Source organism: Xenococcus sp. PCC 7305 (assembly GCF_000332055.1).
GTDB lineage: Bacteria > Cyanobacteriota > Cyanobacteriia > Cyanobacteriales > Xenococcaceae > Xenococcus.
Genome location: NZ_ALVZ01000064.1, coordinates 1 through 11,867, shown reverse-complemented (window position 1 = coordinate 11,867; position 11,867 = coordinate 1). Strand labels below are relative to the sequence as shown.

Here is an 11,867-nt window from a genome sequence, read left to right as displayed (position 1 = left end):
GTCAATGACCAACTCAAAAATATTTCTCAAATAGAGCATTCAAGACACAGGAGTATCTGGAATTTTCTGGTGAATCTTCTGGCTGGATTAGTAGCTTACTCTTATTTCCCGCAGAAACCTTCTCTTGATCTAGAGCCCAAAGCTTTATCGGCTCTCCCTCCTACTGTTTTTTAACCCTGATTCAGCAGCTAGAAGATAGAGCCTAATCCATTTTAAATCTCATGACGCACAAAGCGCCAAGCTTTGCTGAGCGCAATTTATTTTTTAGCGATCGCGTATGGTCTTGGTTTCATCTTGTCGAACTCAGGTTTAGCAATAGCTCGGTGTGGGAGCATCACGAATCATCCTAAGTTATTATTCCGCCAAAATTAAACAAAAGGTAGAAATTCAAAGTAAAGCTAAACCTTCTGCCTTCTGCCTTCAGGAGCAAAGCGATATTAAACAATTTCAAAATGAGCAGAGGCCAGAGCTAAACCACTGTCTAATTGGACAAAATTGCCCCCAAAACCCAGTCCAGATTCGGCACCATTAGCGTTATAGGCAAGGATACCAGTAGCTGAGTCATAGAGAAGATCTGCTTCAAGGTCTGCTCCACCAAAATCACAAGGAGTGAGATCATCAACTATTGTCAAAGAAATTTCGCCATCTAACCCAGTAAAACTAGCTGCACTAAGCAGAATGCGGTCTTCTGTCACCTGAAAATCTTCGATTGTATCAAGTGCCAGCTCATCAAAAGCTAAACCTTCACCACCAAAGAAGAAACTATCTGCTCCTGAGCCGCCAACCAGCAGATCTGCTCCTGCAGCCCCATGAAGAATGTCCGCACCTTCGCCACCATTTAGAGTATCATGACCCGCTTGCCCAAAGAGCGAATCATGGCCATTTCCTCCATTGAGAATGTCATTGCCATCTCCCCCCAAAAGCTGGTCGTCACCAGCGTCTCCTGCGAGTTGATCATCTCCAGTGCCACCATAAAGAATATCGTCATCATGGGCACCTTGAATGTAATCTTGACCATCGCCACCAAATAAGATGTCAGCCCCGCTATTGCCGAGAAGTTGATCATCGCCAGCTAAACCTTCTATTAAATCAGCCTGCTCACTTCCTGATAGGAGCTCTCCTGAGTCGGTTCCTTGAACTTGATTCTCAAAGGGCAGCCTAAACGCATCATCCTGAATAATAAAATCTTCAGGGGTATTGTTGCGGATAATCCCAGATAGACTTGTATGTTCAATCCCAGGAGCTAAAATTTGGAGATGATCTAAATCATTAAGATAGAAAAAGCGATCGCCATCCCGGGCCCGCTGGAACTGATCAGAAACAATTAAGTTGAAAGTTGCTCCCAACAAACCACCATTGACCGCATCCTCAGAAATTCCGCCAACCCATAAGTCCACATCATCCACCGACTCATAAACGGAGGCCAAGCGTTCGGCGACCCCAGGAGTCGAACTGATCTGCTCAAAGCTATGATGGGGAGCTAAACCCAGGGCTTGACGAGCTTCATTGAGGGTCGGTAGACCAACTTCCCTGCCTCGGGCAATATTTACTGCAGCTAAATCAAACCCTCCTCTTAGTTCGTTAAACAGGAAGTTACGCACCCCGTCAACAATCTGATTGTCATATTCTTGAGCGGCTTGTAAACCCAGACCCGAAAATATAGAATTGACCCCAAGACCCGTACCTGTTTCGGCATCGTAGATTTGATTGGTATCGAAAAAAGCATCCCCAGTAAAAGTGCCGTCAAGACCATTTTGCTCGACGCGCTGAATCTCTGGCGAAAGCAAGGTATGTCCTAAGCGGTAAGCAGCATTGGCGAATTCATTGCTGATACTGACATCGACTTCTGGTTGATATCCACTAAAAGGAGCAACCCCAAAGCCCTCACCCAAAACATGATTGACTGGCTCAAACCCTGAACCCACTAGCAAAGGGAGAAACTCGTTATAAGTAATTATTTGAATTTGAGCGGCAACTACCTGACGAGCTGATTCATAAATAAAATCATCTTCACTTAGTCCAGATTCTTGAAACTTAGTGACCAGATAGGAGTCTCCAGCAGTTAGCCTAGTTGCAATCTCTTCAGCGAGGCGATTATGTTCCCGAACTAGGAGAGTATGAACCCCAGTTAAGCCCAGTTGTTCATTAACCCGACTATCTCCAGCAGTGAAAGTTTCATTCGGCTCCAGACCTACAGGATCAGCGGCAAAAACCCCCGTTTCACTTTGAAAAGGCAGTAGCTCTTCTGTGCCAGTATTGAGCAGTTGAGTCTGAGTTAACAGTCTGCCACCACCAGTAGGATCTCGTAAGGCGGCTGCTACTTCTGGCGTCGAGCCGTAGACAGCAGAAGCATCAATAAAATGAGTGAGTTCGTTAGTCTGTTGACGAGGATTGCTAGGATCGCTTCCTGTGCCCTCAGCTCTGGCTGAGCGAATAAAAGGCAATTCAGTTAGTCCATCCTGAACAAAAGGATCGTTCGGGTCATCCTGGGGCACAGGAATGGAAATAAAGTCTTCTGGGGGACTAGAGAGACTACCCTCATTGAGGGTCAAATCATGATCAATCAGCTGCCCCCACTGCCAAATCCAATCGCTAGCATTCAGATAATTGGGGATTAGTTCGGTTTGGGCTACTACTGTATTGCTAATAGTCCGAGGGTTGGGCAGAACATTTCCCGAAGAACTTGTAATTCTCGGGGCATTAAAATCATCTTCGTAAAAGCTGTCAAAAAGGCGGATGAGATCTGTCTCTGCACTGCCCAATTGGGGATTTTCGAGGTTATTATACTCACCAGTAATTGTCCGAAAGTCACTATTAATCGGGGTATCATCACTGATCAGAAAGTCTAGTTCTGTTAAAGCTCCACTCCCCGCTAGATTAATATCGAGGCGAGCAACATCAGTCGCATTCAGATTGAGCTCCTGTAACCTATTGTTGCCCGCATTATCAATTTCTATGGTTTCAATTAGTTGGTAATTCTGATCGAAAAAATCAATGAAACCACCTTCTTCTTCGATATCTAGAAAACCCAAACCAGTTACTTCTACTGGACCATCAAATTCAATAGTGAGCAGACCGCCTGTTGCCTTGTCATCTGGATCACTAGCATCTCCGTCTTCGGAGATAATCAGGACATTCCCGATTCCAGTTGCCGCGAGGTCAAAATCTTCTCCTGTCACATTGTCGGTATCAAAGAGCATAACTCCAAACTCTGAAGAGGTGGAAATGTTTATGCCGGTAAATTGGTCTGTGATGACAGTTCCGGCGGCTAAACTGCCTTCGTCAAAATTAATTTCAAAAATTTCATACATGTTTTCTCATTCAGCCAATATGTTGGTCTTCGTTCTCGTAAGCCCAAAATAATAGTAAAATGTTACCTATTTTTCTGAACCAGGGATCTTAAAATATTTTTAAATTTTCTCTTTTGGGACTGATCTTCATTAGATCCCCAATATTTACTGCTCACAACCACAATGGAAAAGCATGGTACAGCATCTTGGGAATGATTCCGATAACTGTAATTTCCGCTGTTATTTCTGGGGCAATCAAAGCTTTGCCCCCTATGAGGTGATTCACTGAATGAAGTTATAGTGGAGTTTCGGCAATAATCTTGATGATCTCAATTATGTCGGTAGTGTTAAGTAGAATTTGTGCGATCTGGAGTGGCGAAATTTGACCCAAAATAGAGTAACTGTAATCGGTGGCGGTTTAGCAGGAACAGAGGCCGCATGGCAAATTGCCCAAGCTGGAGTCCCCGTAACTTTATATGAAATGCGCCCCGGGAAAAAATCTCCAGCTCATCATAGTCAGGAATTAGCTGAACTGGTATGTAGTAATTCCTTTGGCGCGATGTCTAGCGATCGCGCTGCGGGATTGTTGCATGAGGAGTTACGCCGTTTAGATTCGATTATTATTGGGACTGCCGATCGCCATGCGGTTCCCGCCGGCGGAGCTTTAGCTGTAGATCGTGGAGTCTTTAGCAGTGAGCTGACTGAGACCTTAGCTAATCATCCTTTAGTAGATTTTCGCCGCGAAGAGATTACCCAAATTCCAACCGAAGGAATTGTCGTCTTAACCACTGGCCCCTTAACTAGTCCCCCATTAACTGCCGACTTACAGAAGTTTACAGGACTGGAATATATGAGCTTTTTTGACGCGGCTAGTCCGATTATTGTTGGCGAATCAATTAACAAAGATCTCGCTTTTATGGCATCTCGCTACGACAAAGGAGAAGCTGCCTATCTAAATTGCCCCATGAACCAGGAGCAATATTTACATTTTTACCAGGAATTATCTCGGGCAGAGCAGGCAGAATTAAAAGACTTTGACCGTGAAACCTCGAAGTTTTTCGAAGCTTGCCTCCCCATTGAGGAACTCGCGCAAAGGGGGGAAGATACCATGCGCTATGGTCCTTTAAAGCCTGTAGGCTTGTTTGATGCTCGCTTGGGAGATTTTCGTGCTCCGGAAAACAAAGGTAAACGTCCCTATGCCGTTGTGCAATTGCGTCAGGAAGATAAAGCGGGGCAGTTATGGAATATGGTCGGTTTTCAAACAAACCTCCGTTGGGGCGAACAAAAACGAGTTTTTAAACTGATCCCTGGCTTGGAAAATGCCGAATTCGTGCGGATGGGAGTTATGCATCGCAATACCTTTATCAACTCTCCTGAGCTGTTGACTCCTGCTTTGCAATTTAAAAAACGTCCTGATTTACTCGCTGCGGGGCAACTTATTGGTACTGAAGGCTATACCGCAGCAGCAGCTGGAGGTTGGTTAGCAGGAACAAATGCGGCGCGGATTTTCCTTGACCAAGAAACTCTGGTTTTACCCAAGAATATGATGATGGGCGCCTTGTTCGATTTTATTAGTTCAGCATCCCCTAAGCATTTTCAACCTATGCCACCTAATTTCGGTATTATTCCTCCATTGGCAACAAGAATTAGAGGAAAACGGGAAAGATACGGTAAATATCGCGATCGCTCTTTAGCTGAGCTAGCATATTGGATGATTACTGAATTAAAAGTCAGGAAATAGAGATATTTTTGTGTAAAGAATTGTTAAGCATTTTTGTACTTTTGTGAAGCAGTGCGATCGCAAAAAATGCGTATTATTAGTGATCCCGAAATAGGATTACTAACCTCTAAATCAATACTTTATGCCAATTTTTGGGCATTTAGAAGTATATTTGGGCATATTTAGCTAGATAAAATTCACAATATGTATCAAAAGCATAAATAAACGTCATCTAGGTTACAGAAACTTCACTTAACTTTTATTAAGGTATTCTGGATATAAGGTAAACAAATATGCATAACACACACAAAAAAAATATATAAGGGTGAAAATACTTACAGAGAAGTTTATCTAATAAATCATCTCAGTATATTTTCTGGGACTTTTTTTGAATTGGGTTATGGATGTCTTTGGTGAAGCGTAAAAAAAATAGAGGAGATAGGAATGAAATTGATTCGCGAAGTGGTGAAGCAAGCATTGAATACGGGGTATCTAACATTAGAGGCCGAAGACAGTCTGCGGAATATGTTGAGACACAAATACGAAACCGAGGACTTTGAAGCTTTTATCCAGTTACAGCAAGCAGCAATGACCGGAGACGTCAAACAGGAATCTAGGGAGCGAGCTCTTGTGCAAAGCTACTGAATTCTCATTTTCAAAGATTAACAAAACAATTTTAAAATCAACTCTTATATCCAGTCTGGATCTTCGTCCTCTGTTGTCCTATCCTCAGGGATTGATGGCGGCGGGACATTGTTTAAAGTACGATAGCTAGCATCGTATATATCCTCTGTATTTTTGGGAACAGAGGTTTTAGTAAACTCGGAATTTGAACTCTCCTTTGCCGAGCGGTCCTGTTGAGCTTGACTCGACCGGGTAACGCGCTGATTTGGCTCCTTGTCTTGTTTGAACTTGTAAGAATTATCGGCCTTACTAGGTCTGGTTCCCGATGTTTTACGAGGTGTGCTCTCCTCTTTGGTAAAGTTCGGCGTGCTTGCCGTTTCCCACTCCTCACTTCTACTTTGCTCCCAGTCTGAAGCCGGCGCTCTATTGACAATTAATTCCTCCGGTGGCACTTCGCTTGCCGCTCGGTAATTAGAATCTTTTCTTAAATTAGGTTGTTCTGGGTAACTTGTTTTAGTTTGTGATGAATTATAAGGTCTACTCTTCGGGGACTTGCCCTCGCGAAGTACCTCGCCTCTTGCCAAGTTCCCAGGCCGATTCAACAGTTGCCATATCAAACTGGAAACAACCCCTAATAGAATAAATATTGCCATCCAGACAGCCAGAGAAATTGCTGGTGTTTGATAGAAACAATAGTCACTACTGGTATCAGAACAAAAAAACCTCAGCGATAATAACTCTTGGTTTTGGAGAAATAAAACAGTCAGAACTGCCAAGATGATTGCCAGAACCAAAAGCTTGAAACGATTTAACACGATTGTTTAGACCATGTGTGGAATATAATGAAATCTTATCCTTGAATCCTATCATTGCTAGATGCGGTTGGCGAATTCAAAATCACTATTACAATAAGTAAAACGCAATAATCCCTATGGCAGATTGGCTCGAACACACAGTACAAGTAGAAGTGGCAGTTTCCATCGAAGAGGTTTGGTCTTTGTGGTCAGATCTAGAGCAAATGCCTCGATGGATGAAATGGATTGACTCAGTGGAAGTCCTTGCCGAGAACCCCGAATTGTCTCGATGGAAACTAGCAAGTGGCGGGTTTCAATTTAGTTGGCTATCCCGTATTATCCAAGTAGTTCCGGAACAAATAATTCAATGGGAATCTGTTGATGGGTTACCCAACCGAGGCGCAATTAGATTCTATGATCGTCATGGCAGTAGCATTGTGAAACTATCGGTTGCCTATGATATCCCAGGAATTCTGGGCAAGTTAATGGATGATCTATTTTTGGGAAGGATTGTTGAATCAACTATTCAAGCAGACATGGAAAGATTTCGTGAATATGCTTTACGCGCCAGCAAAAAATCATAAATGCCCTATTTTATTCCATGAATTAGGTGAATGTACGAACTGAAGTTAAAGTGTTATGATTCTTTCTGAGAATGAGAATCGGTAATTCGAGTTGGTATTCAGTATTGATAGGTTTATTCCATAAAGTATTGATAAGCTTTGTCCGAAATCTTGTATCTCCACAAGCATCTAAAATCTAGGAGACACAAATTATGTCAATTTATGTAGGTAATCTCGACTATAGCTTAGAGAAAGAAGACCTAGAAGAAGTATTTTCTGAGTACGGAAAGGTAACACGTGTTCATCTGCCAACGGATCGCGAATCTGGTCGCAAAAGAGGTTTTGCCTTTGTAGAAATGTCCTCAAAAGATGAGGAAAATGCGGCAATTAGCGCTTTAGACGGTGCAGAATGGATGGAGAGAACTCTTAAGGTTAATGAGGCGAAACCTCGGGAAAATCGTTCTGGTGGTGGTCGTCGGTTCTAGTAGTTTTGTATTGAAGGAAAAATTTTAGATTATGGCAAAAAGAAGAAATATCAAAAAAGAAAAAGCAGCTCGCAATAGAGCTTACGCTAAACAATTCAGAAAGAAAACAAGCCGTAATACAGGCTTTAGGAATTCTCAGAACAAGCAAGAAGAAAATTCTGAATCAGTATCTTCTGAAAATGCTAGCTCCTAGTGCCGCTGCGCGGAAGTAATGAGTAATAAGCAATATTTTTTTTGGAGAACTATTAGTCTGTCTTCAATCAATATTTGCATTTTTTATCTATAATTTGATTGTTCTCGACTATTTTAGGATTCTTGCTAGTGTAAGATTCATAGAATAGTTAGGAACAATTTTTTTTATAACAATTTTTTATAATAAGTAGTCATGAAATCTTCTTTGCCTCAAATTAGTATTACGCCGAAAAGTCTACCCTCTCAAAGATTGGATTTATCGATAGTTGTTCCCATTTATAATGAAGCCGATAGCATTCCTACTTTGGTTCAAGCGATCGCGGATGCGGTGGCACCAACACAGTTAAGTTACGAAATCATCTGTGTTGATGATGGCTCGGTCGACGGCTCGACGGAAATTTTAACGGAGCTAGCCAAACAAAGAAGTGATCTCAAAGGCTTAATTTTGCGCCGCAACTATGGTCAAACCCCTGCAATGGCAGCCGGCTTCGAATCGGCGATCGGGAAGGTGATTGTTACTTTGGATGGGGATTTGCAAAATGATCCGGCGGATATTCCTTTATTATTGGCAAAGCTTGATGAAGGTTTTGACTTGGTGAGTGGTTGGCGCAAGAAAAGACAGGATGCGGCTTTGACTCGTTTGTTACCTTCCAAGATTGCTAACTGGCTGATTGGTCAGGTTACAGAAGTAAAAATTCATGATTATGGTTGTTCTCTCAAGGCTTATCGCTCAGAATTGGTTGCTGATATGAATCTTTATGGGGAATTACATCGCTTTTTACCCGCTTTAGCTTTTATTGAAGGAGCCAAGATTGCCGAAATTCCTGTCCGCCATCATGCTCGACGCTTCGGGAAGAGTAAATATGGCTTGGGGAGAACTATTCGGGTGTTGATGGATTTGTTGACTATCTTTTTTATGAAAAAATTTCTGACTAGACCAATGCATGTCTTTGGTTTGGGGGGAATGATTTCTTTTGTTTTGGGAATTGGGATTGGTTTATATTTGACTTTGATTAAGTTTGTTTTTCAGGCCAATATTGGCGATCGCCCATTGTTGATTCTGGCTGTTTTGTTGGTCTTAACTGGAGTTCAGCTTTTTTGTTTTGGCCTGGTTTCCGAGTTGTTAATGCGAACCTATCATGAGTCTCAGAGGAAGCCAATTTATCGGATTAGAAATATTGTGCAATCGAGAGAGCAGGCATAAAAAGAGACGAGGAAAATACTCATTACTCATTACTCATTACTTATTACTCATTACTCAATAAAACATGAGCGATACTTATTCTATTTTGAGTCAAACTCAACGCCTAAGAGTGAGCGATCGCGAAACTCTTCCAGTTTTTAGTGGTTGCGAGTCGGCTAATCGTTTACTAATTCTTATCTGGTCACAATTAGGTGATTTTGATAGTCTCGAATATGCTCTAGTCATCCAACGGGAGTTGGCACAACTAGAAGCTCAAGGCATAACTATACGCGCGATCGGCATTGGCGATCGCGAATCTGGTCAGAAATTTTGTGAATATACAGGGTTTTCGAGCGAATGGTTATTTGTCGACCCCAAGGCTGAAATTCATCAAGAACTAGAACTTTATCGCGGTTTATCGGTAAAAGTACCTTTGTTGTCGGCAGGACAAAATGCTTGGCTCAATTTGATGTTGATGTGTGCGGGAATTGGGAGTCCGGGTACTCTGGGGGAAGTCTTTCGGGGCTATAAAGGCGATCGCCAAGCACCTCAGTTGTTTGAGGATCAAGATGTCATTCAAAACACACCATTACCAACGATGAAAGGTTCCTTTTTTAAATTTGCCGGGGGTAAGGGCTTTCAGCGTCCTTTTGAACTGGCAACTTTGCGATTGCAGAATATGACTGAGGTCTTGAGTAACTGGCAAACCTATGTTCCGAATCCGGCTTATTTAACCCAAAGAGGGGCAACTTTTCTCTTCGATTCTGAGGGCAAGTTATTCTATGAGCATCGCGATCGCGCCATTCTCGGTTTTGCGGAAAATATGAGTTGTCCTTTATCTTTTTTAGCTGATTTGGGTTAGAAAATTGGTAATTGGAATCAAATATTTTTTAAACTTTCTTTGATTTTAATGCTAATTTTTGGTATTTTATCTACTCCGGGAAAAATAATAATTATATAAAACTATTAAAGTTTTTTTGCGATTTTTTGACAACAACTAAAATGTCAATGTCGCTATCAAAGGTTTATGAATCTCTTTTGCCCAGATTGCGTCTTGACTTCATCCTCAATCTATTCATACTTCAACTCCTCCAAGACTTGATCTGTAAAGGGATCTTTGTCATTTTTGAGCAATTCAATCCAATTTTTTCGTTTATCTTTTGCCCTACCTCCAGGACCATCTAGAAAAGCTTGAAAATCCTCAATCGCTCCTTGAAAGTCTCCTTCCAAAGCTCTGGCAAGTCCACGACTATCAAGATATATTGTTTTGCTTTCTTCATCTTTAGCAAAATTTATCGCTTTTTCACAAGAATCAAGAACATAATCATCAGCATAGCGATAGATACTGCTAAACCAACAAAGGGAATTCCATGACTCAGCATCTATATCTGAATTAGGGCTTAACTCTTGTGCTTGCTTATAAAGACTAATAGCTTTGACAACATTGCCCTGTCTTACATCATCTATTCCTTCCTCAATTAAAGTTTGAGCAGCTATCCTTTTAATTTCTACATCTAATTCATAAAGGTTTACGTTAATAGGATCTAATTTATATGCTTGTTGTATTTTTTTTTCTGCTTCATTCAATTTAAAATTTTGAGCTAAATCTAATCCTTGTCCGATCAAAGTTTGAGCAGCTAATTGATTAGCTTTTGTACTTAGCTCACCTGAATCGATATTTTTTGAGTCTAATTTAGAAGCTTGGTGTAATTTGTCTACAACCCCCTTTAAATCTCCACTTGAAGCTAACTCTAATCCTTGTTCTATCAAAGCTTGAGCAGCTAATTGATTAGCTTTTGTATTTAGCTCAACTAAGTTGGTATTTTTGGCATCAAGTTTAAATGCTTGTTGCAATTTTCTTTTGGCTTTCCTTGCATCTCCTTCTGCTGCCATAGCTAACCCTAGTTTCACAAAAAATTCTGCTTTCTCGGCATCTAACCAGTTGCCCATATAAATACAAGTATTTGCAGCTTCTGGTGCAGAATCTATTTTTCTAGAAACTAAAGCAGGATTTAACCTTTCTCTTTTGCATGCTGCCTCTACCCAATATTTCCATTTTGCCCCTAACCATAACTTGACAGTTTGGTCGGAACTACCACTGGCAAGATACTTGCCATCGGGGCTGAACGCCACCGATAACACATGATCTTCATGGCCGTTAAAGGTATGTAGTAGTGATCGTTGTTTGACATCCCATAACTTGATAGTTTGGTCAGAACTGCTACTGACAAGATTCTTGCCATCGGGGCTAAACGCTATTGACAAGATATGATCTTCATGAGCTTTGAAGCTATGCACCAGTGATTGTTGATTGACATCCCATAACTTGATGGTTTTGTCAGAACCACCACTGACAAAGTATTTGCCATCGGGGCTGAATACTGCCGATCTGATAGGCTCTTCATGAGCTTGAAAGGTATGCAGTAGTGATTGTTGCTTGACATCCCATAACTTAATCGTTTTGTCATCACTACCACTGATAAGATACTTGCCATCGGGGCTGAATGCTACTGATCTGACGTAATTTTCATGACCTTTAAAGGTATGTAGTAGTGATTTTTGGTTGACATCCCATAACTTAATCGTTTGGTCATCACTGCCACTGACAAGGTACTTGCCATCGGGGCTAAACCCTACTGATAATACGGAATATTTATGACCGTTAAAAGTATGTAGTAACGATTGTTGATTGACATCCCATAACTTGATGGTTTGGTCAGAACTGCCACTGACAAGATACTTGCCATCGGGGCTAAACCCTACTGACAAGACATAATTTTCATGATCGTTAAAGGTATGTACCAGCGATTGTTGATTGACATCCCATAACTTGATGGTTTGGTCAGAACTGCCACTGACAAGATGCTTGCCATCGGGGCTGAACGCTATTGACAAGATATGATCTTCATGAGCTTGAAAGGTATGTACCAGCGATTGTTGATTGACATCCCATAACTTGATAGTTTGGTCAGAACTGCCACTGACAAGATGCTTGCCGTCGGGGCTGAACGCTAAT

At 41.6% G+C, this 11,867-nt stretch carries 10 protein-coding genes and 2 pseudogenes; 9 read left to right on the top strand and 3 right to left on the bottom strand.

Features of this window, described 5'->3' with window-relative positions:
• Both XEN7305_RS27305 and XEN7305_RS29935 read left to right on the top strand, forming a co-directional pair.
• Nucleotides 1–174, top strand: a pseudogene (locus XEN7305_RS27305) (IS982 family transposase); the annotation flags it as partial.
• Nucleotides 175–221: 47 nt separating this feature from the next.
• Nucleotides 222–350, top strand: a complete 129-nt coding sequence (locus XEN7305_RS29935) for a hypothetical protein (RefSeq protein ID WP_255324936.1) — start codon at nt 222–224, stop codon at nt 348–350.
• 87 nt (nt 351–437) lie between these two features.
• Here XEN7305_RS29935 and XEN7305_RS26300 read toward each other — a convergent pair whose 3' ends face one another.
• The gene (locus tag XEN7305_RS26300; protein ID WP_006507598.1) at nt 438–3,311 is read right to left on the bottom strand and encodes a peroxidase family protein; all 2,874 of its coding nucleotides are present in this window, start codon (nt 3,309–3,311) and stop codon (nt 438–440) included.
• Nucleotides 3,312–3,672: 361 nt separating this feature from the next.
• Between XEN7305_RS26300 and trmFO the strand changes: the two genes are divergently transcribed.
• Both trmFO and XEN7305_RS01725 read left to right on the top strand, forming a co-directional pair.
• Complete coding sequence (gene trmFO / locus XEN7305_RS01730) at nt 3,673–5,031, top strand: FADH(2)-oxidizing methylenetetrahydrofolate--tRNA-(uracil(54)-C(5))-methyltransferase TrmFO (protein ID WP_006507597.1); 1,359 nt, start codon at nt 3,673–3,675, stop codon at nt 5,029–5,031.
• 423 nt (nt 5,032–5,454) lie between these two features.
• Nucleotides 5,455–5,655 (top strand): hypothetical protein, encoded by a 201-nt coding sequence (locus XEN7305_RS01725; RefSeq protein WP_006507596.1) that lies wholly within the window; start codon nt 5,455–5,457, stop codon nt 5,653–5,655.
• Between the two features lie 44 nt (nt 5,656–5,699).
• Here XEN7305_RS01725 and XEN7305_RS01720 read toward each other — a convergent pair whose 3' ends face one another.
• Nucleotides 5,700–6,449: a hypothetical protein gene (locus XEN7305_RS01720; RefSeq protein ID WP_006507595.1), complete on the bottom strand. Its 750-nt coding sequence runs from the start codon at nt 6,447–6,449 to the stop codon at nt 5,700–5,702.
• Nucleotides 6,450–6,565: 116 nt separating this feature from the next.
• On the opposite strand from XEN7305_RS01720, the gene XEN7305_RS01715 reads away from it, so the two are divergent.
• The 5 genes from XEN7305_RS01715 to XEN7305_RS01700 all read left to right on the top strand — a co-directional run bounded on the left by XEN7305_RS01715 (nt 6,566) and on the right by XEN7305_RS01700 (nt 9,713).
• A complete protein-coding gene (locus XEN7305_RS01715; RefSeq protein ID WP_006507594.1) occupies nt 6,566–7,012 on the top strand; it encodes an SRPBCC family protein in 447 nt (148 codons plus the stop codon).
• Nucleotides 7,013–7,203: 191 nt separating this feature from the next.
• Nucleotides 7,204–7,476, top strand: a complete 273-nt coding sequence (locus XEN7305_RS01710; RefSeq protein ID WP_006507593.1) for an RNA-binding protein — start codon at nt 7,204–7,206, stop codon at nt 7,474–7,476.
• A gap of 31 nt (nt 7,477–7,507) precedes the next feature.
• Complete coding sequence (locus XEN7305_RS29245; protein WP_006507592.1) at nt 7,508–7,669, top strand: hypothetical protein; 162 nt, start codon at nt 7,508–7,510, stop codon at nt 7,667–7,669.
• Between the two features lie 192 nt (nt 7,670–7,861).
• Nucleotides 7,862–8,872 carry a glycosyltransferase family 2 protein gene (locus XEN7305_RS01705; RefSeq protein WP_006507591.1) on the top strand — a complete coding sequence of 337 codons (1,011 nt, stop codon included), beginning with the start codon at nt 7,862–7,864 and terminating at the stop codon, nt 8,870–8,872.
• Between the two features lie 64 nt (nt 8,873–8,936).
• On the top strand, nt 8,937–9,713 hold the full coding sequence (locus XEN7305_RS01700; protein WP_006507590.1) for a peroxiredoxin-like family protein: 777 nt from the start codon (nt 8,937–8,939) through the stop codon (nt 9,711–9,713).
• A gap of 209 nt (nt 9,714–9,922) precedes the next feature.
• Here XEN7305_RS01700 and XEN7305_RS26295 read toward each other — a convergent pair.
• Nucleotides 9,923–11,867: pseudogene (locus XEN7305_RS26295) on the bottom strand (hypothetical protein); the annotation flags it as partial.

Bases quoted from the DNA above. Each gene is read 5' to 3' on its own strand.
- XEN7305_RS01715 (WP_006507594.1), top strand. From the start codon at position 6,566: ATGGCAGATTGGCTCGAACACACAGTACAAGTAGAAGTGGCAGTTTCC.
- XEN7305_RS01700 (WP_006507590.1), top strand. From the start codon at position 8,937: ATGAGCGATACTTATTCTATTTTGAGTCAAACTCAACGCCTAAGAGTG.
- XEN7305_RS01705 (WP_006507591.1), top strand. From the start codon at position 7,862: ATGAAATCTTCTTTGCCTCAAATTAGTATTACGCCGAAAAGTCTACCC.
- XEN7305_RS26300 (WP_006507598.1), bottom strand. From the start codon at position 3,311: ATGTATGAAATTTTTGAAATTAATTTTGACGAAGGCAGTTTAGCCGCC.
- XEN7305_RS29245 (WP_006507592.1), top strand. From the start codon at position 7,508: ATGGCAAAAAGAAGAAATATCAAAAAAGAAAAAGCAGCTCGCAATAGA.
- XEN7305_RS01710 (WP_006507593.1), top strand. From the start codon at position 7,204: ATGTCAATTTATGTAGGTAATCTCGACTATAGCTTAGAGAAAGAAGAC.
- XEN7305_RS01725 (WP_006507596.1), top strand. From the start codon at position 5,455: ATGAAATTGATTCGCGAAGTGGTGAAGCAAGCATTGAATACGGGGTAT.
- XEN7305_RS29935 (WP_255324936.1), top strand. From the start codon at position 222: ATGACGCACAAAGCGCCAAGCTTTGCTGAGCGCAATTTATTTTTTAGC.